At 71.9% G+C, this 23,538-nt stretch carries 4 protein-coding genes; all 4 read left to right on the forward strand.

Going from position 1 to position 23,538, the window contains the following annotated elements:
* Nucleotides 1-482: 482 nt before the first annotated feature.
* Genes M4V62_RS00095 through M4V62_RS00110 form a run of 4 tightly spaced genes read left to right on the forward strand, consistent with a single transcriptional unit; the run spans nucleotide 483 to nucleotide 23,526 of the window.
* On the forward strand, nucleotides 483-5,747 hold the full coding sequence (locus tag M4V62_RS00095; protein WP_249585105.1) for a non-ribosomal peptide synthetase: 5,265 nt from the start codon (nucleotides 483-485) through the stop codon (nucleotides 5,745-5,747).
* On the forward strand, nucleotides 5,744-15,487 hold the full coding sequence (locus M4V62_RS00100) for a non-ribosomal peptide synthetase (RefSeq protein ID WP_249585106.1): 9,744 nt from the start codon (nucleotides 5,744-5,746) through the stop codon (nucleotides 15,485-15,487). The genes M4V62_RS00095 and M4V62_RS00100 overlap by 4 nt, the downstream gene beginning before the upstream one ends.
* The gene (locus tag M4V62_RS00105; RefSeq protein WP_249585107.1) at nucleotides 15,484-22,521 is read left to right on the forward strand and encodes a non-ribosomal peptide synthetase; all 7,038 of its coding nucleotides are present in this window, start codon (nucleotides 15,484-15,486) and stop codon (nucleotides 22,519-22,521) included. The genes M4V62_RS00100 and M4V62_RS00105 overlap by 4 nt, the downstream gene beginning before the upstream one ends.
* The gene (locus M4V62_RS00110; RefSeq protein WP_249585108.1) at nucleotides 22,522-23,526 is read left to right on the forward strand and encodes a ketoacyl-ACP synthase III family protein; all 1,005 of its coding nucleotides are present in this window, start codon (nucleotides 22,522-22,524) and stop codon (nucleotides 23,524-23,526) included.
* Nucleotides 23,527-23,538 lie beyond the last annotated feature (12 nt).

The raw sequence follows: 23,538 nt of genomic DNA on the forward strand, positions 1-23,538 counted from the left end.
TTGGGCCGCAAGGCGCGGGTCCTCTGCTCCAGCGGGACGAACGAGCACGGCGCTACCGCATCGGCAATGCCCTCCTGACCGGTCCCGCGAGGGCATTCGCCATGGCTGATGCCCGACCCTCGACCCGGCCTGGTGCGCGGCGAGGGATCGTCACCGGTCATCTGACGCGGCCGCGCCATCGGCAGAAGACAGCGGCGCCCATCCAGGACCTGCCACTCGCGACGCGCACGGTCCAGATCGGTGGGACCGACGAAGTCGGGGGCGATTCCCCGGCAGAGCGCGTCGTACGGGAGTCTCGATCCATCCCGGCAATAAGCGGAACTTGACTCCAGCTTGAGGCGGGCTTCCGAGCGACCGGAGAAATCGACCCGTAGGGCGCTCTGTCCGGCATCGTCAGTGGATGTTCCCGCCGCCAGTCCCGGCTGTGCTACCGCGCAGGGGGCGTACTGGTCTTGCCCCCACTGATGGGAGTGCGGTTCTCCGTGGCTACCTCGCTGAACGAATTCGGCCGCTTCGCCTCGTCCCACTGGTCCGGCTCGGGTGAGCCGGGCGATATCCAGTTTGGCGGTGTCTCGGTGGAGTTCCAGCTCGACCGCGAACTCCTTTGCAGAGTCTCGGAGTTGGCCGAGGAGTGCGACACCACGGCGCCCGTGGTGCTGCAAGCGGCGTTCACGGTGCTGCTGCACCGCCTCGGCGGGGGCGACGGCCTCACGGTGGGACTGTCCGTGGCCGGGTCGCCCGACGAGGGTGCGGCACGGCTGGTGTGGCTCGGCGCCGACACGTCGGTGGCGCAGGGGGATCCGGGGGGCGAGGAGCCGTCGTTCACCGCGCTGGTGACGCGATTACGGGACCGGGCCAAGAGCCCGATGGCCTCTGAGGACGTCCCCTGCGGGCTGCTCAGTCCCCTCCCCCGCTCCGCCGGGGAAGGGCTGGTCTGCACGCTCCGGTGCGACGGTGACGTGCACGGGCCGCAAGCCGCGCAGTCACTCGCAGAGCGGTTCGTGCAGGTCGTTCGCCAGGTGGTGGCCCAGCCCCACCTGCGGATCGGGGCGGTCGGGGTGTCACTGGCACCGGTGAGCCGGCGCGAGATCGAAACGTGGGAGCGCCGTTATCCGGGACTCGCCGAGGTGTGGCCGCTGACGGCGCTGCAGTCGGGGCTGCTCTTCCACACGCTCCTGGACGATGCCTCGCGGGGGACCTACCAGATGCAGTTCGTCATCACACTGCGCGGGCCGGTGGCGGGGACCCGGATGCGGGCGGCAGGTCAGGCCCTGCTCGACCGGTACGCGAATCTTCGGACGGCCTTCGTGGCGGGAGCCGACGGGCAATCGGTGCAGGTCGTCGTCGACGGGGTGGAGCTTCCGTGGCGTGAAGTGGACCTGAACGAAGAGACGCAGACGAAGCTCGAGCCGGGTACGGCCTTCGAAGCCTTCCTCGCGCAGGACTTGCGGAGCCACTTCGATGTGACGGTGCCGCCGTTGCTGCGGATGGCGCTGGTGAAGGTGGGTGCCGAGCGGTTCGAGCTGGTACTGACGGCACATCATCTGCTGTTCGACGGCGCGTCGTTGCCCGTGCTGATGCAGGATCTGCTGCACCTCTATACGGCCGACGGGGACGCTTCCGTGCTGCCGCGCGTGGCCGAGTACCGGGACTTCCTGGCGTGGTCGGCGGGGCACGACCGGGATGCGGCGGCTCGTGTGTGGGCCGAGGAGCTGGCGGGGGTGGAGGACCCGACATTGCTGGCCCCCGTCATCGGATCCGGGGCGGGCGGCGACGCGTCAGCAGGGATCGGCGAGGTCAAGGTGGCCCTGACCGCAGGCGTGGTGCGTGAACTGGCCGGGCGGGCCGCCGAGTTGGATGTCCCCCTGGACGCCGTGGTGCAGGGCGCCTGGGCGCTGCTGCTCGCCGCGCTGACCGGGCAGCAGGACGTGGTGTTCGGGGCGACCGTGCCCGGACGCCCGAAGGCGGTGCCCGGCGTGGCCTCGATGGCCGGGCTGTTCGTCAACACGCTCCCGGTGCGGGTCAGGCTCGCGCCCACGGACACTGCGGCTGATCTGCTGCGCGGGATGCGGGAGCGGCATCAGGCGCTCTCCGGCCACCACTGCGGCCTGGCCGACATCCACCGGGCCACCGGCACGAGCGTCCTGTTCGACACCCTGGTGACGTCCGAGTCGTACACTTTGGGCAACCACCGTGTGGACCGCCCAGGCGGTGCCGACGTGGGCTTCGAGGTCACCGGGGTTCGTTCGTCCGCCGGCACCCACTACCCGCTGACGGTCACCGTCAACGCCGAGCCCCACCTCCAGGTGACCGTGCAGTACCAGCGTCACCTCTTCGAGAGCCCCGCCGTCGAAGCCGTCACCAAACGGCTGACCCGTCTCCTCCAACAGATCGCCGCCGACCCCGAACTGCCCGTCGCCCGCCTCGATCTGCTCGGACCCGCCGAGCGGGACCTGCTGCTGCACGGGCACAACGACACCGCCGTGCCCGTCGAGGCCGCCACCCTCCCCGGCCTCTTCGAGCAGCGTGCCGCCGCGACACCCGACGCGGTGACGGTCGAGTGCGCAGACAGGTCGCTGACGTACCGGGAACTGGACGCGCGCGCCAACCGGCTGGCGCGTGAACTGATCCGGCACCGCGTGGCGGCGGAGACCGTGGTGGCGGTATCGCTGCCGCGCTCCCCCGACCTGGTGGTCGCTCTCCTCGCCGTGATGAAGGCCGGCGGCACCTACCTGCCGGTGGACTCCGCATACCCCGCGGACCGGATCGCCTACATGCTGGAGGACTCCCGCACCCTGCTGATCCTGGCGGACACCACCACGGCGGACGCACTGCCCGACCTCGCCGTGCCGGTCCTGCGGTTGGACGACCCCGCGACCGCCGCAGCGGTGGCGCGGCACGACGGCACTCCGGTGACCGACCAGGAGCGGCCCGGTGGGCCGGTGTCCGTCGCGAACACCGCGTATGTGATCTATACGTCGGGTTCGACCGGGCGGCCGAAGGGTGTGGCCGTCACTCATCGCGGGGTGGCCAGTCTGATCGCGACGCAGCAAGCGCGCCTCGACCTGACGGCCGCGAGCCGGGTGCTGCAGTTCGCTTCGCCGAGCTTCGACGTCTCGGTCTACGAGGTGTGCATGGCGCTCTTCACGGACGCCACCCTGGTGCTCGCCGCCCAGGAGCAACTCGCCCCGGGCAGCCCGCTGATCGACACCCTCGCCGTGCGGCGGGTGACCCATGTCTTCCTGCCGCCTGCCGTCCTCGCGGCGCTGCCGCCCGGCACACTGCCGGGCGTGGCCTCCCTCGCCGTGGGCGGTGACGCGGCCACGCCCGAGCTGGTGACCGGATGGTCAGAGGGCCGGGACCTGGTCAACGCCTACGGGCCGACCGAGACCACGGCGATCGTGACCTTCAGCGATCCCCTGGTCGCCGACGACCGCACTCCGCCCATCGGCCGGCCGATCGCCAACACCCAGCTGTACGTCCTTGATGACGCGCTGCGCCCGGTGCCGACCGGAGTGGCAGGTGAGATGTATGTGGCGGGTGAGGCGCTCGCCCGCGGCTACCTCGGCCGGCCGGGCCTGACCGCCGAACGCTTCGTGGCCTGCCCCTTCGGCGCACCCGGCCGCCGGATGTACCGCACCGGCGACATCGTCACCCGGGCCCCCGACGGCCAGCTGGTCTTCCACGGGCGCGCGGACAACCAGGTCAAGATCCGCGGCTTCCGCATCGAACTCGGCGAGGTCCAAGCCGTGCTGGGCACACACCCGGGCGTGGCCCGGGCCGTGGTCGTCTGCCTCGAGCAGGGCGGCGACCGGCGCCTGGTGGGCTATGCGGTGCCCGCCCCGGGCGCCACCCTGCCGACCTCCGCCGAGCTGCGCGCCCACGTAGCCGAGCGGCTGCCCGAGTACATGGTGCCCTCGACCGTCGTGGCCCTCGCCGAGGTGCCGCTGAATCCGAACGGGAAGCTGGACCGGCGCGCCCTGCCCGTACCCGACTACACGGGCGGGACGAGCGGGCGCGCACCTCGCACACCCCAGGAGCAGGCCCTGTGCGCACTGTTCGGGGACATCCTCGGGGTCGAGCGGGTCGGGATCGACGACAACTTCTTCGACCTGGGCGGGCACTCGATCCTTGCCACGCAGCTGGCCAACCGGATGCGCACGACCCTCGGGGTGGAGCTGCCGCTTCGGGTGGTGTTCGAGTCGGCGACCGTGGCGTTGCTCGCGGCGCACCTGGATGCGGGCAAGCCGTCCTCGCGTCCGGTGCTGCGGCGGGCTCCGGTGAGGCCGCAGCGGGTGCCGTTGTCCTACGCACAGAGCCGGCTGTGGTTCCTGGACCGCTATGAGGGCCCTTCGGCAACGTACAACTTGTCCTACACGCTGCAGCTGAGCGGCCAACTTGACCCGGAAGCACTCGCGTTGGCGATGCGGGACGTGGTCGTGCGGCACGAGAGCCTGCGGACACTGTTCGTGGCGGACGGCCAGGGTGTCGCGTCGCAGGCGGTCGTGGAGGAAGGCGATGTCGTCCTCGATGTGCCCGTGCGCGAGGTGACGCCGGATGCCGTGACCGCCGCGGTGGCAAAGGAAGTCGCCCACCGATTCGATCTGTCGGCCGAGATACCCGTGCGGGCGTGTGTGCTGCGGCGCGGGGCCGATGAGTACGTACTCGTCCTTGTGATGCACCACATCGCTGCCGACGGCGCGTCGATGGCTCCACTGGCCCGCGATCTGGCCACGGCGTACGACGCGCGTCAGCGCGGAGAGGAGCCCGCATGGGCAGACCTGCCGGTGCAGTACACGGACTACGCCCTGTGGCAGCGGGAACTGCTGGGGCAAGAGGAAGATCCCAAGAGCCTCGCGACCGCCCAACTGGAGTACTGGCGCACAGAACTCGCGGGGGTGCCGCAACCACTGCGGCTTCCGCTCGACCGGCCGCGGCCACCGGCGGCAAGCCACCGGGGCGACACGGTCGAATTCACCCTGGAACCCGACGTCCACGCCCGGCTCCAGGAGTTGGCCAGCGCTCAAGGGGCCACCGTACCCATGGTGCTGCAGTCCGCGCTCGCGGTGCTGCTGCACCTGATGGGCGGGGGTGACGACCTGACGATCGGCGCACCGATCGCCGGGCGCACCGATGAGCAACTCGCCGATCTGGTGGGGTTCTTCGTCAATACGTGGGTACTGCGGGCCGACCTTTCGGACAACCCCTCGTTCGAGTCCCTGGTGCGGCAGGTGCGGGACAAGGCCGTCAGCGCGTACGACCACCAGGACGTGCCCTTCGAGCGGCTCGTCGAGGCCCTCAACCCCGAGCGCTCCACGGCCTGTCACCCGCTGTTCCAAGTCATGTTCGCCTGGCAGGGAAACGGCCGCGAGAACATCGAACTGCGCGGCCACCAGGCCCAGTTCACACCCGTCGCGACCCCAACCGCCAAGTTCGACCTCCTTTTCAGCATGTCCGAGGGATCCGGCCATGAGATCTCGGGCGAGATCGAGTACGCCACCGACCTCTTCGACCCGAGCACCGTCGAGGCGCTCGCCGCGCGGCTCGTGCGGATCGTACGGCAGCTGGCCGCCGAACCCGGGCTGCGGATCGGGGCCGTTGACGTCCTGGAGGCCGGCGAGCGCGAGCGGCTGCTGCACGAGTTCAACGACACGGCCGCCGATACGCCGCCCTCACCGTTCCCGGGCTCTTCGAACGGCAGGCGAGCGCCACACCGGACGCCCCCGCAGTCGTGTGCGGCGAAGTGACCTTGACCTACGCGGAGTTGAACGCCCGCGCGAACCGGCTCGCACGGGCACTCGTACGCCACGGTGCAGGGCCGGAGCAGCTGGTGGCACTCGCCCTGCCACGCTCGGCCGACCTGATCGTGGGGCTGCTCGGCATCTGGAAGTCCGGCGCGGGGCACCTGCCCGTCGACCCCCGCTATCCCAGCCGCCGGCTCGGCCACGTCCTGGCCGACGCACGCCCCCGGTGCCTCCTGACCGACTCCTCGACGCAGGGCATCCTGCCGCAGGGCGGCAACGGCGACGACGGACCCGTCCGGCTGCTCGTGGACGAGCTGGACCTCGACGACGGTGACGGCGCGGACCTGCGAGACGACGAACGGACGGCTCCGCTGGCTCCGCACAACCTCGCCTACGTGATGTACACCTCCGGCTCCACCGGCACCCCCAAGGGCGTCTCGATCACCCAGCACGGCGTCGTGAACGGCGTACTGCGCCTCGCAGGGCCGGCCGGTGTCTCAAAGGGGTCGCGGATCCTCGCCGCGACATCGGTCGCCTTCGACGTGTCGGTGTTCGAGATCCTGACCGCACTGTCGGCCGGCGGCTCGGTCGAAGTGGTCCGGGACGTCCTGGAACTCGCCGAGCGGACCGGCTGGACCGGCGCGGTGATCAGCACCGTGCCCTCGGTTTTCGCGGAGCTCCTCGATGACATCGCCGACCGCATCGACGTGGCCACCCTTGTCTTCGCCGGCGAGGCACTGCCCGACGCGCTGGTGGCACGGGTGCAGGCCGCCCTGCCCGGGGTGCGCGTGGTCAACTCCTATGGGCAGAGCGAGAGTTTCTACGCCACCGTGGCCGAGCTCCCGGCCGGGCACGACGCGGGGGGACCGGACGCGTGCGGTGGCACCGGCAGCGCGCCGATCGGCCGGCCCTTGGGGAACATGCGCACCTACGTCCTCGGGCCCGGCCTCGAGCCGGTGCCGGTGGGCGTGGTCGGCGAGCTGTATGTCGCGGGCGCCGTGGGCCGCGGCTATCACGGGCGGCCCGCGCTCACCGCCGAGCGGTTCCTTGCCGACCCCTACGCTCCCCGGCCGGGCGCGCGGATGTACCGCACCGGGGATCTGGCGCGCTGGAACGAGCAGGGGCAGCTGCAGTACGCGGGCCGCGCCGACGCCCAGCTGAAGATCCGCGGGTTGCGCATCGAACCCGGCGAGGTCGAGGCCGCCCTGACCGCGCACCCCGATGTCGCGCAGGCGGCGGTGGCCGCGCGCGAGGGCCGTGGGGCCGGTCGCCAGCTCGTCGCGTACCTGGTGCCCACACCCGGCGCCGTCGGGAGCGGGGGCGGCGACGACATCGCCCTCACCCCCGGCGTGCCGGTCGGCGAGGTACGCCGGTTCACGGCACAGCGGCTGCCGGAGTTCATGGTCCCGGCCGCGTTCGTGGTCCTCGACCGGCTGCCGCTGACACCCAACGGAAAGCTGGACCGGGCTGCCCTGCCCGACCCCGAGTTCGGCGGCGGCAGCTATCGGGCGCCGCAGTCACCAGTGGAGGAGATCCTGGCCTCGGTGTACGCCGAGGTGCTCGGCGTGGACCGGGTCGGCGCCGACGACGACTTCTTCACCGTGGGCGGGGACAGCATCCGCTCCATCCAGGTGGTGTCCCGGGCCCGGACCCGCGGCGTCGAGGTCACCCCACGCCAGATCTTCGAGGCCCGCACGGTGGCCGCTCTCGCCCGGCTCGCCTCGACGCAACGCCAGCACGCGTCGGACGCGGCGCTGGAGGAGTTCGACGGCGGCGGTGTCGGCCCGATGCCGCTGCCGCCGATCGCCCGGCACATCCGCGAACTCGGCGGCAGCTGGAACCGGTTCACCATGTCCGCACTGCTCCAGCTCCCCCAAGGCATCGACCTCGCAGGCCTTGCGGCCACCCTGGGCGCGGTCATCGACCACCACGACATACTGCGGTCAAGCCTGGAGTCCGCCGGTGACGGAAGCCTGCACGTCGCGCCGCCGGGGTCAGTCGACGCGGCGGCGCTGATCCACCGTGTGACCTGCGACGGCCGCTGGAGCCAGGACTGGCAGCGGGACGCGCAGGCCGAACTCGACACCGCAACAGAGCGGTTGGATCCCGAGTCAGGAGTGATGGTCCAGGCCGTCTGGTTCGACCCGGCGCCCGGCGGCGGCACGGGCCGACTCGTCCTTGTCCTGCACCACCTGGTGGTGGACGGGGTGTCGTGGAGAATTCTGCTGCCGGACCTCGCCGCTGCGTGGTCCCAGATCCGCGCGGGCCGGGCCCCGGCCCTGCCCCAGGTGGCCACGTCCGCGCGGCGCTGGAAACACGCGCTCGCGGCGGAGGCGACCGCCCAGGACAGGGTCGCCGAGCTGGAGCTGTGGCGGTCCATCCTGGATGGACCGGACTCAGCCCCCGACCCGGTCATCGGCTCCAGGCGGCTCGACACCGAACTGGACCGCGCGGACACGGTGGACACCGTGCAGATGCGGCTTTCGGCTCCGGTCACCGAGGCACTCCTCACCGCGCTGCCCGCCGCGTTCGGCTGCGGAGTCCAGGACGGGCTGCTCGCGGCCCTCGCCGTGGCCATCGCCCGCAGAGAAGCGGCACGCCGCGACCGCGTGCCGCCCGGTCCATCCGATACGACACAGCCGGCCGGTCCATCCAATACGGCAGAGCCGACGGGTTCATCCACACGGTCCGCCCCCTCCGTCCTGATCGGCGTGGAAGGCCACGGCCGCGAGGAAAGCGCCGTCCCCGGCGCGGACCTGACACGCACGATCGGCTGGTTCACCAGCCTGTTCCCGATCCGCATCGACCTCACCGAATGCGATCTCGACGAGGTGGTCGCAGGCGGACCGGCCGCCGGAGCACTCCTCAAGACCGTCAAGGAACACCTCCTGTCGATCCCCGACCACGGCCTCGGCTTCGGACTGCTGCGTCACCTGAACCCGCGGACCGCCGCGGAGCTGCGGCAGTACCCCGCACCGCAGATCGAACTCAACTACCTGGGCCGCTTCTCCGACGCCGACATGCCGCAGGACCTGCAGGGCCTCGGCTTCCACCAGGTCACCGGAGCCGCCGAGCCGGTCGCCACACCGGACACCGGCATGCCCGCCCTCGCCGCCCTGCACATCGAGGCGCTCGCCACCGACACCGCTCAAGGACCCTGCCTGGAGGCCGAGTTCGCCTTCGCCGCCGGAGCGCTGCCGCGCGAGGAAGCCCAGGAGCTGGCGGAGCAGTGGCGGGCGGCCCTGGAAGGACTGGCCCGGCATGCCGCCGCGCCCGGCGCGGGCGGGCTCACGCCCTCGGACGTGCCGTTGGTGGCGGTGGGGCAGCGCGAGATCGAGCAGTGGGAAGGCGCCTACCCCGGCCTTGCGGAGGTGTGGCCACTGACGCCCCTGCAGTCCGGCTTCGTGTTCCACGCGCTCCTCGCCGACGCGTCGTTCGACGCCTACCACATGCAGTTGGTGTTCCACCTGAGCGGGCACGTGGACCCGGAGCGGATGCGCACGGCCGGACAGGCTCTTCTCGACCGGTACGCCAGTCTGCGGGCGGCCTTCGTGCCGGGCGAGAGCGGGGATCCGGTGCAGCTGGTCGTCAAGGACGTGTCGCTGCCATGGCGCCACATCGACGCGAGCGGCCTGGACGAGGCGGGGCGCGACGCGGCCGTCGAGCGTTTCCTGGCCGAGGACCTGAGCCGCCGCTTCGATGTGACCGCGCCGCCGCTGCTGCGGATCGGTCTGGTGAGCCTGGGCGCGGACCGCTCCGAACTGATCCTCACGGCGCACCATCTGCTGTTCGACGGCTGGTCGTTCCCGCTGCTGATCGAGGATCTGCTGCGGTTGTACGCCTCCGCGGGGGACGTCTCGGTGTTGCCGCGGGCTCCCGAGTACCGGGACTTCTTGCGGTGGCTCTCCCGGCAGGACCAGGAGGCGGCCGCGCGCGCCTGGGCCCGGGAACTCGACGGCGTGGACGGCCCGACCCTGCTGGTGGCACCGGGCGCTGCCGCCCCCGAGCCGCCGGGAGAGTCCGCGGCAGCAGGAGCCCGCTATGGACAGGTGGAGGTGCCGCTGCCCGCGGACACCGCCCGGGAGCTGTCCCGGCGGGCGGCCGGCCTCGGGATCACCCTCAACACCGTGGTGCAGGGCGCCTGGGCCGTGCTGCTAGCCGGTCTCACGGGGCGCCAGGACGTGGTGTTCGGCGCGACGGTGTCCGGCCGCCCGGCCGAGGTGCCTGACGTGGACACGATGGTGGGCCTCTTCGCCAACACCCTTCCCGTACGGGTGCGATGTGCCCCCGGAACTCCCCTCGCCCAGCTCCTCACCGACCTGCAACAGCGCCAGGCCGCGGTGCTCGACCACCACCACTACGGCCTGAGCGGGATCCACCGGGCCACCGGCACGAGCGTCCTGTTCGACACGCTCGTGGTGTTCGACTCCTACCCCGTGGACAGCCTCGGCCTCAGCGAGGCGCACGCCGCCTCGGGCATCGAGGTCACCGGCCTGCGCCCGCTGTCCAGCACGCACTACCCGCTGACCGTGAACGCCGTCGTCGATCCCTACCTGCGGCTGACGCTGCAGCACCGGCCGGACGTCCTCGACCGCGAAGCCGTGCGACGGATCGCGGACCGGTTCCAGCGGGTGCTCGCACAACTCGCCGCAGATCCAGCCCTGTTGACCGGGCAGCTGGACATCCTCGACCGGGACGAGCGGGAGCGGGTCCTGCACGGCTTCAACGACACCCAGGCGCCCACCCCCGACGCGACGGTCCCCGACCTCATCGCGCGGCAGGCGCAGCGCACCCCGGACGCACCGGCCGTCGAGCACGGCGACCTCACGCTGTCCTACCGGGAGCTGGAGTCGCGCACCAACCGGCTCGCCCACGAACTGATCGCGCGCGGGGTCGGCCCGGAGACCGTCGTGGCCCTGTCCCTGCCACGGTCCGCGGACCTGTGGGTCGCCCTGCTGGCGGTCCTCACGGCGGGCGGCGCCTACCTGCCGATCGACCCGCGCTACCCGAGCGCGCGCCTGGCGCACATCCTGGCCGACGCGCACCCGGTGCTGCTGCTCACCGACGCCGGGACCCGCGAGACGCTTCCGCGGGGCGACATCGACGTACCGCACCTCCTGCTCGACGAGCTGACGCTGACCACAGGCGATGCCACACAGCCCCACGTTGCGCTGCACGGCGACAACACGGCGTACGTGATGTACACCTCCGGCTCGACCGGCACCCCCAAGGGCGTTGCGGTCACCCACGCCAACATCGTCAACGGCGTGCTCCGGCTCGCCGAGCGCACCGGCATCACAGCGGGCACCCGCACCCTGGCGGGCACGTCTGTCAACTTCGATGTCTCCGTGTACGAGACCGTCACCACCCTCGCCCACGGCGGCACCGTCGAGGTCGTCCGCGACGTGCTCGCCATCGGCCAGGGCGGTGGATGGAGCGGCGGTGTGCTCTCCACCGTGCCCTCGGTCTTCGCCGAGCTGCTCGAGACGGCCGAGGGCCCGGTCACCGCCGACACGGTGGTGTTCGCCGGCGAGGCGCTGCCCGCGTCCCTGGTGCGACGGGTGCGCGAGGCGCTTCCCGGTACCCGCGTCGTCAACGCCTATGGCCAGACCGAGTCATTCTACGCCACGACCCACTGCCTGGAACCCGGTGACGAGCCGTCGGCCGCCGCGCCGATCGGCTCCCCCCTCGGCAACATGCGCACCTACGTCCTTGGGTCAGGCCTTGAACCGGTGCCGGTGGGCGTGGTCGGCGAGCTGTATGTCGGGGGCAGCGTCAGCCGCGGCTACCACGGGCGGGCGGGCCTGACGGCCGAGCGGTTCGTGGCCGACCCCTACGCTGCCGAGCCGGGCGCGCGCATGTACCGCACCGGCGACCTCGCGCGCTGGAACGAGGGGGGTCTGCTGGAGTACGCGGGCCGCGCGGACTCCCAGTTGAAGATCCGCGGCTTCCGGGTCGAGCCCGGCGAGATCGAGGCCGTCCTGGCCGCCCACGAGGGCGTCGACCAGGCTGTCGTACTGGCCCATGACCCTCAAGAGACTGCTGGCGCACGCCTGTTGGTCGGCTACGTCGTGGTCTGCGAGGGCATGAGGGAGCCGACCCCGGCGGAGCTGCGGGCCTTCGTCGCCGAGCGCGTTCCCGCGTACATGGTCCCCGCCGCCTTCGTCACTCTCGACCGCCTCCCTCTCGCCCCCAACGGCAAACTCGATCGCCAGGCACTGCCCGCCCCCGATCTGACCGGCACGGTCCCCTACCGGGCGCCGCGCACCCCGCGGGAGGAGCTCCTGTGCGAGCTGTTCGCGCAGGTCCTCGGCGTCGAGAAGGCCGGGATCGACGACAACTTCTTCGAGTTGGGCGGGCATTCGCTGCTGATCACGCGCTTGGTCAACCGGATGCGTTCGGTGCTCGGTGCCGAGGTCTCCGTCCGGGCAGTGTTCGAGTCGCCGACCGTGGCGCAGCTGGTGCAGCACCTGGGCGCCGGGGTGCGGTCGTCGCGGCCGGTGCTGCGGCGGGCCACGCCGCGGCCGGAGCAGGTGCCGCTGTCGTTCGCGCAGCGCCGCCTGAGGTTCCTCGACGAACTCGAACCTCTGTCGACCTACCACCTGCCGCTCGTGGTGCGCTTGAGCGGCCCCCTGGACGCACGAGCCCTGGCGTCGGCGGTCCATGACGTGGTCGCGCGGCACGAGAGCCTGCGGACGCTCTTCGTGGCGGACGCCAGGGGCGTCACGGCCCAGGTGGTGGTGCCGGCGGACGAGATCGTGCTCGACGTTCCGGTGCGGGACGTGGCATCGGATGCGATGAGCGCCGCGGTGTCCCGGGAAGTCGGCCGCCCCTTCGATCTGGCGGCGGAGATACCCGTGCGGGCGAGTGTGCTGCGGTGCGGCGCCCAGGAGCACGTATTCGTCCTGTCGATGCACCACATCGCGGCCGACGGGGAGTCGATGGCCCCGCTGGCACGGGACTTCGCGGCCGCGTACGCGGCCCGCCTGCGCGGCGCGGCGCCGCGGTGGGCGGACCTGCCGGTGCAGTACGCGGACTACACCCTGTGGCAGCGGCAGCTACTGGGAGACGCGGATGACCCCCACAGTCGCCTCGCGGGTCAACTGGCCTACTGGCACAAGGAGCTCGCCGGGGCTCCGCAACTGCTCCAGCTTCCTCTCGACCGGCCACGGCCGCCGGTGGCGAGCCATCGAGGGGACACGGTCTCCTTCACCATCGAACCCGACGTGCACGCCCGGATCGGGGAGTTGGCGCGGACGCAGGGCGCCACGGTGCCGATGGTGCTGCAGTCGGCCCTCGCGGTGCTGTTGCATCTGATGGGCGGCGGCGATGACGTGACCCTCGGTGCGCCGATCGCCGGGCGCACCGATGAGGGGCTGGCCGATCTGGTGGGGTTCTTCGTCAATACGTGGGTGCTGCGGGTGACACTGGCGGGCGACGCGTCGTTCGAGTCCGTGGTGCGGCAGGTGCGGGACAAGGCCGTGAACGCGTACGACCACCAGGATGTGCCGTTCGAGCGGCTCGTGGAGTCGCTGAATCCCGAGCGGTCCACCGCCCACCACCCGCTGTTCCAGGTGGCGCTCTTCTGGCAGAGCGAATTGGCCGGTCTCGAACTGCCCGGTCTGCGGGCCGTCCCCGAGCCGGTCGTGACCGGTACGGCGAAGTTCGACCTGCTGTTCCAGATCGAGGAGCCGGCCGCGCCGGACAGCTCCGACGGGCAGCCGGGTCACGGGCTGCGCGGGCTCGTCGAGTACGCCACCGACCTGTTCGACCGCGGCACGGCGGACGCCTTGGCCGCGCGTTTCGTGCGCCTCGTCGGGGAGTTGGCGGCCGATCCGCAGACGCGGCTCGACGCGGTGGACGCCCTGGTGCCCGCCGAGCGGGACCTGCTGCGCGAGGTCAACGACACGGCCGTGGACACACCGCGCATGACGCTCCCCGCGCTCTTCGAGCAGCGGGCCAGGGCCACACCGGACACGCTCGCGGTCGTGAGCGGGACAGAGACACTGACCTACCGGGAACTGAACGAGCGTGCCAACCGGCTCGCCCGGGAGCTGGTCCGGCGAGGCGTGGGCCCCGAGGCCGCGGTGGCCGTGGCGGTGCCCCGGTCGGCCCAGTACGTGGTGGCCGTCCTCGCCGCCCTGAAGGCCGGCGGCGCCTACGTCCCCCTGGCGCACGATCACCCCGCCCAGCGGCTGGAGTTCATGCTCCGGGACGCCTCCCCGGCACTGCTGCTCACCACCTCCGCGGTGGCTGACGCCCTGCCGCAGGGCGCCTGCCCCCGGCTGGTCGTCGACGACCCGGACACGGCCGCTGCCATGTCCGCCCAGCCGGGCGACGACCTGCCCGACGCGGGCGGCCCGGACCGGCTGGCGTACGTCATCTACACCTCGGGGTCGACCGGGGTGCCCAAGGGCACCGGGGTCAGCCATCGCGCCGCGGTGGACCTCGCGGTGGACCGGCGCTGGCGCGGCGGCGCCCAGGACCGGGTGCTGATGCACGCGGCGACGACGTTCGACATCTCCGGCTACGAGATGTGGGTGCCGCTCCTGAACGGCGGCCGGATCGTGGTGGCCCCGCCCGGGAGGCTGGACGTGGACGCGCTCGCCACGGTCATCGCCGAGCAGCGGGTGACCGCACTGACCATGTCCGCCGGGCTCTTCTCGGTGATCGCGAACGAGCGCCCGGACAGCTTCGCCGGAGTGCGAGAGGTGCTGCCTTGCGGCGAGGCCGTGCCCGCGCATGCGGTGACGCGGATCCTTGGGGCCTGCCCCGCCATCACGGTCACCAACGCCTACGGCCCGACCGAGTCGACGATATTCGCCACCACGCACAGCGTCACCGCCGCCGACCGGGTCGGTACGTCCTTCCCGGTGGGGCGGCCCATGGACAACACGCGCGCCTACGTCCTGGACGAACGCCTGCGGCCCGTCGCACCGGGTGTCGAGGGCGAGTTGTACCTCGCGGGTTCGGGCCTGGCGCGGGGCTATGCGCACCGGCCGGGGCTCACGGCCGGGCGCTTCGTGGCCTGCCCGTTCGGCGGCGCGGGTGAGCGCATGTACCGGACCGGGGACGTGGTGGTGTGGACGACGGACGGTGATCTGGTGTTCAAGGCGCGCGCAGACGACCAGGTGAAGATACGCGGCTTCCGGGTCGAGCCCGGCGAGGTGGAGTCCGCGCTGGTGGCCCATCCGGCCGTGGCCGGGGCGGCCGTGATCGCGCGGCCGGCCCCTGGCGGCACCGGGGGGCGGCAACTGATCGCCTACGTCGTGCCGGCCGACGCCGCGGATCTGCCCGTCCGGCCCGAGGAACTGCGCGGGCATCTGGCGCGCAGCCTGCCCGAATACATGGTGCCGTCCGCCTTCGTCGAGCTCGACACCCTGCCGCTCACCCGGCACGGCAAAGTGGACCGTCACGCCCTGCCGAGCCCCCGAAGTCCCGAGGCCCGGCCCCAGGCCGCCGTGGTCCGGCCGCGCACGCCCACCGAGCACGCGGTCGCCGCGATCTGGGCCGACCTGCTCGACAGGGACGAGATCGGCGTGCACGAGAAGTTCTTCGAGGCCGGCGGATCCTCCCTCTCCCTCCTCGCGCTGAGCAGCCGCCTGGCCAAACTGACCCTGAACAACGTGCCGTTGAGCGCCTATTTCGAGCACACCACGATCGAGGCGATGGCCGGCCTGCTCGACGAAGCCGACGGCACGACCGCCCGCGAAACCACTGACGAATTGGGGTATGAACTATGACGCACCCGAGCCCGACCCCGACTCCGTCCGGAGGCACTCCCCTGGGCCCGGAGGCCGTGGCGATCATCGGTGTCGCCATGGCCCTGCCCGAGGCCGACGATCTGGACACCCTGCACCAGAACCTGCTCGACGGGCGGATCAGCGTACGGGCGCCGAGCAAGGACCGGATCCACTTCGCCGGGGCGCGCACCGATGCCGACTACGTGAAGATGGGCTACCTCAACCGGATCGATCTCTTCGACCACCGGTTCTTCGGACTCTCCCGGCGTGAAGCGGAGTTGATGGACCCGCATCAGCGCCTGGCCGCCCAGCTCGCCCACCAGGCGATCGAGAACGCCTGCTATGCACCCGGCGACCTGAAGGGCTCCAACACCGCGGTCGTCCTCAGCGCGCCCGAACCCCACTACGCGAGCCTCTACACCGAAGACGACCCGCAGCAGATCCTCGCCTCGCACCCGTCCGCGGCAGCCGGGCGCATCGCCTACCTCCTCGACCTGGCCGGGCCCACGCTGGTCCTGGACACCGCGTGCAGCGGCAGCCTCACCGCCATCGCGGTCGCCATGGACCAGCTCCGCAACGGCCACGCGGACCTGGCGCTCGCGGGCGGGGTCAGCGTCTTCCCCGTCATCGCGCCCGAGCACGAGCGCGTACCCACGCCCGGCCTGGAGTCCCTCGAGGGGGTGTGCCGCCCCTTCGACGCACGGGCGGACGGCGCCACCGGAGGTGAGGGCGGCGGGCTCGTCCTCCTCAAGCGGCTGGACGACGCGATCGCCGACGAGGACCACATTCACGGTGTGCTGCGCGGCATAGCCGTCAACCACAACGGTTTCCGCGCCACGAGCATGAGCGCGCCGAGCGCCCGCGGTCAGGCCCAGGTACTCGTCGAGGCCTGGCAGCAGGCCGGGCCCGGGACGCTGGACTACATCGAGTGCCACGGATCGGGCACCCGGCTCGGCGACGTGATCGAGGCCGAAGGGCTGCGGCAGGCCTTCGCGGAGGTGGCCTCGGACAGCCCGTGCGGGATCAGCGGGGTCAAGGGCAACATCGGCCACCTCAACCACGCCGCCGGCATCGCCGGGCTCTTCAAGGTCCTCGCCGGACTGCGGCACGCCACCCGGTACAAGAACCCCAACTTCGAGACGCCCAACCCGCTGATCGACTTCACGGGTCCGGTCCAGGTCGACACGCAGGCCATGCCCTGGGAGCGCACGACGGACAGCACCCGCCGGGCGGGCCTGAGCTCCTTCGGCCTCACCGGCACCAATGTGCACGCCGTCGTCGAGGAGCCGCCCGCCGTGGCCCAGGCCACGGCGCAGCGCAACACCGTGGCCGAACTGGTCACCCTCTCCGCCAAGTCGCCTCACGCCCTGGACGCCTATGCCCAGCGTGTCGCCGACTTCCTCGACCGGACCGGGCAGCACCTGCCCCATGTCGCACACGCGTTGAACCGGGGCCGCGACGACCACCCCTACCGCTTGGCCGCGACCGCCCACAACAACAAGGAGCTGGCCGACCGGCTGCGCGCGCCGCACCCCGGCGAGCGCGAGCAGGCCGCCCAGGCACCGGTGGTGCTGCTCTTCTCCGGTGACGCCGAGCTCGGCGAGGAGACATGGACGCGCCTGCGCGCGGCCTTCCCCGGGCTCGCCGACGAGGAAGACGCCGCCGACGACGCCTCGCCCGGCGCCCTGCTGCTCGCCCGGCTGCACGCGGCGTACCGACTGGCGCGCTCCCTCGGGCTGACCGAGTCACGCCTGGTCGGCAACGGCATCGGCAACCTCGTGGTGCGCTCCGTTCAGGACCCCGCGACGGCGGCGGAGGCACGGAGCAAGGCCATGAATGCCCCGCTCACCAGCCAGGTCAACGAAGAAGGGCTTCGCCGCGCGGTGCGCAGCCTCGCCGACGAGGGCGCCGTCCTGGTCGAACTGGCCGCGGACGGCGCGCTGTCGCGCGAGATCGCACGAATCGCGCCGGAGCTGCCGGTCGTACGTCTCTTCGCGGATCCCACACGTGAGGGCGTGCTCTCCGCGCTCGGCGCGCTGTACTCGCTCGGCGCGGACCTCGACTGGAACCGCTACTACGAGAGCACCGAGGCGCACCGCATCGAGGTGCCGACCTACCCCTTCGACGTCGACGAGGTGGCCTGCTGGTGCCGTCCGCCGGGCGCCCCGGCGCTGCCCGCGCGCACGAGCGGGGCAGCCGTCGCCGAGCGGCCCGCCCCTCAGCCCGGTAGCGGCGAACCGGCGGACACCGAGCCGGAGTTGGCGGACATCTGGGCGAGCGTCCTCAAGGCCGACGAGGTCACAGCGGACTCCAACTACTTCGAGCTCGGGGGCACGTCGATCGCGGGCATCATGGTGCTGCGCAAGGCGCAGGACCTCTTCGGCGTGCGCCTCACCTTCGCCGATCTGCACGCGTACCCCACGCTGCGTGAACTGGCCACGCGCATCGACGTGCTGCGCGCGGCGGGTCCGGACCGGGACGACTGGACGATCACTCCCATAGCGCGCCCCGGCCGGCTGCCGCTCTCGTACAACCAGGAGCAGCTGTGGTACCTCGACCAGCTGAAGCCCGGCACGGCGCTCTACAACATCCCCGTCAACCTGCGCTACATCGGCCCCTTCGACCTCGACGCGTTCCAGGGCGCGCTGCGTGACGTCGTGGCCCGGCAGGAGGTCCTGCGCACGCGCATCCTGGACGAGGACGGCAGGCCGTACGCGCTCGCCGACCTGCCCGAGCCGCAGCTGGCCTTCCGCGACCTGACGGCGCTGCCGGACGCGGAGCGCCGCGCGGAGGTGACGCGGGCGATGACGGCAGAGGCGACGGAGCCGTTCGACATGGCGCGTGGACCGCTGTTCCGCACCGTGGTGATCAAGTTCAGTGAGCAGGACCATGTGGTGGCGCACACCTGGCACCACATCGCCTTCGACGGCTGGGCCCCCGCCGTCTTCTACCGGGAGCTGGCGGCCTGCTACGCGGCCCGTCGTGGCGTCCCGGGGCCCGAGCTGCCCGAACTGCTTGTCCAGTACGCGGACTTCGCGGCCTGGCAGCGCCAGTGGCTGGACGCGGAGCGCATGGAGCGCGGCCTTGAGTACTGGCGTACACAGCTACGCGGCCTGGACGCCCCCGAGCTGCCGATCGATCGCCCGCGCCCGGCCGTGCAGTCCTTCGCGGGCGACAGCGTGAGGTTCTGCCTCGACGATGAACTCGCCCGGCAGCTGCGCGCCTTCAGCGTCAGCGAGAGCACCACGAGCTTCGTCACCATGCTCGCCGTGATCGACGCGGTCCTGCACCTGTGGGCGGGCCACCGGGACGTGGTGGTGGGTGCGGCGACCACGGGCCGCTTCAACGCCGCCACGCACGACCTGATCGGCTACTTCAACAACCTCCTGCCGTTCCGTACGCGGGTCGACGACGGCCTGAGCTTCCGCGAGCTGGTGGCCCGCTGCGCGACCACGGCGACCGGCGTCCTGGACCACGAGGAGATCCCCTTCGCGAAGATCGTCGCCGACACGGACCACCGCGATCCGTCGCGGCACCCGGTGTTCACCGTCTGCTACACCCACCAGAACACCGCCACGGCCCCCTTCGACCTGGCGGACCTCACCGCCGAGCGAGTCGGGGAAGAGCTCTCCACGGTCTCCGGAGTCGCGCCCGGGACATCCAAGTTCGACCTCACCTTCGGCCTGTACGACCAGGACGGCGGCCCGATGGACGGCTACCTGGAGTACGCGGTCGACCTGTTCGATCCCGCCACCGCGCGCCGCCTGGTCGACCTCTTCCAGAAGATCGCCGCGGCGGCGATGCGCGAGCCCGACCGGCCCCTGGCCGAACTCCTGACGGACCGTGGGCCCTCGCTCCTGGCCGGGGAGCCCTTCGCGTCGCCCGACGAGCGCCTGATCAGCGACGTGTTCGCGGAGCACGCCGCGCTGCGCCCGGACGAGACCGCCGTCGTCGACGCGGCGGGCGAGCACACCTTCGCGGAGCTCGACCGGCGGGCGAACCGGGTGGCACGGCGCCTCGTCGAGCACGGCGTCGGCCCGGACGTCGCCGTCCCCGTGATCGCGGACCGTGGCGCGGACCTGGTCGTCGGCTGGCTCGCCGTCCTCAAGGCGGCCGGCGCCTTCGCGTCGGTCGACCCGAGCGTGCCGGAGCAGCGGGTGCGCTCCGTCCTGGCCGGGATCACCGCCCCCGTACTGCTCGTGGGCGCGGGCATGGAGGGCTACGAGGACGCCGGATTCCCGGTGCTGCGGATCGCCGACCTGGACACCGCGGACGCGGGCACGGACCACGACGCCGCGCCGCCCCAGCGAGCGGGGACGGCCAACCTGGCCTATGTCGTGCACACTTCGGGCTCCACCGGCCACCCGCAGGGCTGCGAGGTCGAGCACCGCGTTCTGATCAACCTGCTGCGCTGGTTCGGCGAGGAGGCGGGACTCACCACCGATGACCGGATGGTGCAGCTCGCCGCCGCCGGTTTCGACCTGGCCGCGTTCGAAGTCCTGTGCGCCCTGTACCACGGGGTGACCCTGTGCTTCGTGCAGGACCGGCTGCAGACTCCGGAGAACCTCCTCGCCGACTTCGCCCGGCTCGGCGTCACCGTGGCCGGCGTGCCGACCCCGCTCGCCGAGCTGATCCTCACCGAACTCCCCGATGTGCCGGGCCTCAAGCTGCGCTTCATGCTCACCGGCGGCGACGCACTCCGGCTGCGTCCGCCGCGCCGGACTCCGTTCACGCTGCTCAACGTCTACGGGCCGACCGAGTGCGGGCTCTGCGCGACCGCAGGCCGTGTGACCGTCGCCGAGGCCGGGGCCCAGGGGCTGCCGGACATCGGGCGGACACTGCCGGGCGCCCAGGTGTACCTCCTGGACTCCCGGGGGCGGCCGGTGCAGCGGGGTGAGCGGGGCGAGGTCTATCTCGGCGGCGTCAACGTCGGCCGCGGCTACCACGGCAAGCCTGGCGTGACCGCGGTCCGGTTCGTGGCCGACCCCTTCACGGACCAGCCCGGCGCCCGGATGTACCGCACCGGCGACCTGGCGCTGATCCGCGACGACGGGACCCTCGCATTCCAGGGGCGCCAGGACCACCAGCTCGAACTGCGCGGCCAGCGCGTGGAGCCCGCCGAGATCGAGCGGGTCCTGATGGACCATCCGCGGGTCCACGAAGCGGTCGTCCACGCCGAGCGGCAGCGCTCCGGCGCCCTACTCCTTGTCGCCCACGTCGCAGGCGAGAACGTACCCGAGGAGGCCGAGCTGACCCAGTGGGTGGCTCGCGCGCTGCCGGAGTACATGGTGCCCGGCCACGTCGAGCGCCATACCGACCTGCCCAAGACCAGCAACGGAAAGCTCGACCGCAAAAGGATGAAGGAGACCAAAGTGCTCGACCACGACACGATCGACGAGCTGACCTCCGTGACCACGACCGCGACCCCAGGGGCGGTCCTCGGCGCGGCCGGGCGCGAGGCCGAGCGGATCCTCGGTGACATCTGGACCGATCTGCTCGGCATCGACCGGGTGGAGCCCGGCGACAACTTCTTCAAGATCGGCGGCGACTCGCTGCTCAGCGTGGCCATCGCCTCGCGCGCCACGCGCGCCGGACTGCGCCTCACACCGCACAACGTGCTCGAGCACCCGACGCTGCGCGGGCTCGCCGCCTTCGCCGGGAAGGTCTCCGCGCCCGCTGCCGCACCACAGCCGGCCGCGCCGGCCGCCGCCCTCGCACCTGTGACGGAGCCGGTACCGCCGAGCCCGCTGGTGCAGGCCATGCTCGCCAAGTCGGGCTACGCGGCACAGGACTTCATCCGGCCCGTGATCCTGGAGACCGCCGCGGGCATCCGGGGTGAAATGGTGCGCGCGGCCTTCGAGCGCCTGGTCGAGGTCCAGGAGCCCCTGCGCTACCGGTTCCGCCACAACAGCCTCGGCTGGCGCATCGAATGTGCCGACCGAGAGACCTCCCCGGTCGTCGACGTCAGGGTGCTCCCGCCGCTGGACGAAGAGCAGCTCGACGCCTATCTGGAGGCCGACCTGGACGAGCTCCTCGCGGGCGTGGACCTCGGCCGGGGTCCGCTGCTGCGGGCCAGGTTCTACGACCGCGGTGCCGACCTGCCGGGTGTGATCCTCTTCGTCATCCACCACTTCGTCTACGACGCCCTTTCGTTCGTGCCGCTGATCGACGACTTGAACGCGGCGTTCGATGAACAGGCGCCGGCCGTCGCGCGCCCCGCCGCCTGGCGGCAGTGGACGCGCCAGCTGCGTTCGATGGCCGCGTCCGACGAGGTGGCCGGTGAACTCCCGTACTGGAAGGGCATCCTGAGCGCCGGCTCCGGGACGGAACCCGCGCCCGAGAACGGCACGGCCGACGAGCCGCCCAGCCTGATCCGCCGTACCGTCGAGGGCAAGGTCGCGTCCCAGCTCTCCGACAGTGGGCCCGCCGGCCAGCAGGCCGCGCTGGCCGCGGTCGCCGTGGCCTGGTCCCGGTGGCGCGGCACGCCCGATGCCTTCCTGAGCGCGCTGGGCATGGGGGCCGCGCCGAACGCGTTGTGGCACGGCGACCGGAGCGTGTCCTTCGGCTGGTTCACCCATCTGTTCCCGGCCTTCCTGCGAGTCGCGCCCGAGGCCGGACCCGCCGAGATCCTTTCGGCGGCCGGCGCCGCACTCGCCGTTCCCAACGACGGCATCGGGTACGGCGTCCTGCGCCACCTCAGCCCGCACACTTCCGAGGTCGCACGGCTGCGCGAGCTGGCAGAGCCGCAGCTCCTCGTCGAGCACCTGGCCAACGCCAACAACGGGCTCGCCAAGCTGGCCGGCGCATCGATCCGGATGCGGTCGATGGCACTGTCCACCCTGCCGGAGTCGCTCCTCGCCCAGGTGCCGATCGTGGTCGAGAGCCATGTGATCGACGGAGCACTCGAGATCGGTGTGGTGTCCCGGGGATCGGTGGCCGACGCCGACATGGAGAACTTCGCCGACCACTTGGTCGAGGCGTTCACCGAGCTCGCCGCCGCGGAAGGCGCGGTCGACACGGACGGGGGCCGCTGAATGGCCCCGGCGACTGCCCTGAACGCGCTGGCTCTGCACCAGCCGGACGGCGTGCTGCCCGTCGCGCAGCTGCCCGGCCTCGACCAGCTCGGCGAGGTCGAGCGGGAGACCTGCGCTCAGCTCGGCATCGACGAGGTCCGCGCGGACGACTCGCTGTCCGCGTTCGACCTCGCCGCCCAGGCCGCGCAGCGGGCTCTGGTGGAGGCCGGGCTCGCGGCGGACGACCTGGGCGCACTGATCCTGATCGACTCGCGTGCCCCCGAAACACTGATGAGCTCCTCGGCCACCCGGCTGCAGGCACTGCTCGGCGCCCGTCGGGCAGCGACGTTCTCCGTCGGTGGCCTCGGCTGCGTCTCCCTCACGCCGGCCCTGCTCACGGCCCGCGGACTGCTCGCCGCAGACCCGGACCTGGAGTACGTCCTGGTGGCACACGGCAGCAAGCCGCCCACGCCGCAGCGCTACCGGCACCCGGTGACCGTCAGCGGCGACGGCGGCGCTGCCGCGGTGATCTCCCGCAGCGGCCCGGTCCGCATCCTCGACATCGTCCAGGAGACCAACGGCGAGTACTGGGACCTCTTCCACGTCGACTTCCGGGACCGGCCCACCGGCCAATGGCGCGAGGAGTGCGGCGACCTGCCCGCGTACTCCTTCAAGCTCGCGGTGGAGACCCGCAACCGTCTGCACGCCCTGCATCAGCGCCTCCTGGAACGCAACGGCCTCACGACGGCGGACATCGACTGCTACCTGAGCCACAACCTGTCCACGGGGGGCTTCCGGTTCACCGAGGAGGCACTCGACATCAAGATCAGCACGACGTGCTTCGACAACCTCCGGCGCTACGGGCATCTCGGCCCGAACGACGTCCTGTTGAACCTCCACACGGAGCTCGAACGCGGCGGTCTCCAGGACGGGCAGCGCGCCGTACTGCTCAGCGCAAGCCCGGCCGCCGCGTGGAGCCTGCTGCTCGTGGAAATCGGCGACGCCGCGGCAACCCACTACCTGTGAGACCAGAGGAGA

Source organism: Streptomyces durmitorensis (genome assembly GCF_023498005.1).
Lineage (GTDB): Bacteria > Actinomycetota > Actinomycetes > Streptomycetales > Streptomycetaceae > Streptomyces > Streptomyces durmitorensis.

Excerpts from the sequence above, each read along its gene's own strand:
- M4V62_RS00105 (WP_249585107.1), top strand. The coding sequence starts at position 15,484 with ATGACGCACCCGAGCCCGACCCCGACTCCGTCCGGAGGCACTCCCCTG.
- M4V62_RS00110 (WP_249585108.1), top strand. The coding sequence starts at position 22,522 with ATGGCCCCGGCGACTGCCCTGAACGCGCTGGCTCTGCACCAGCCGGAC.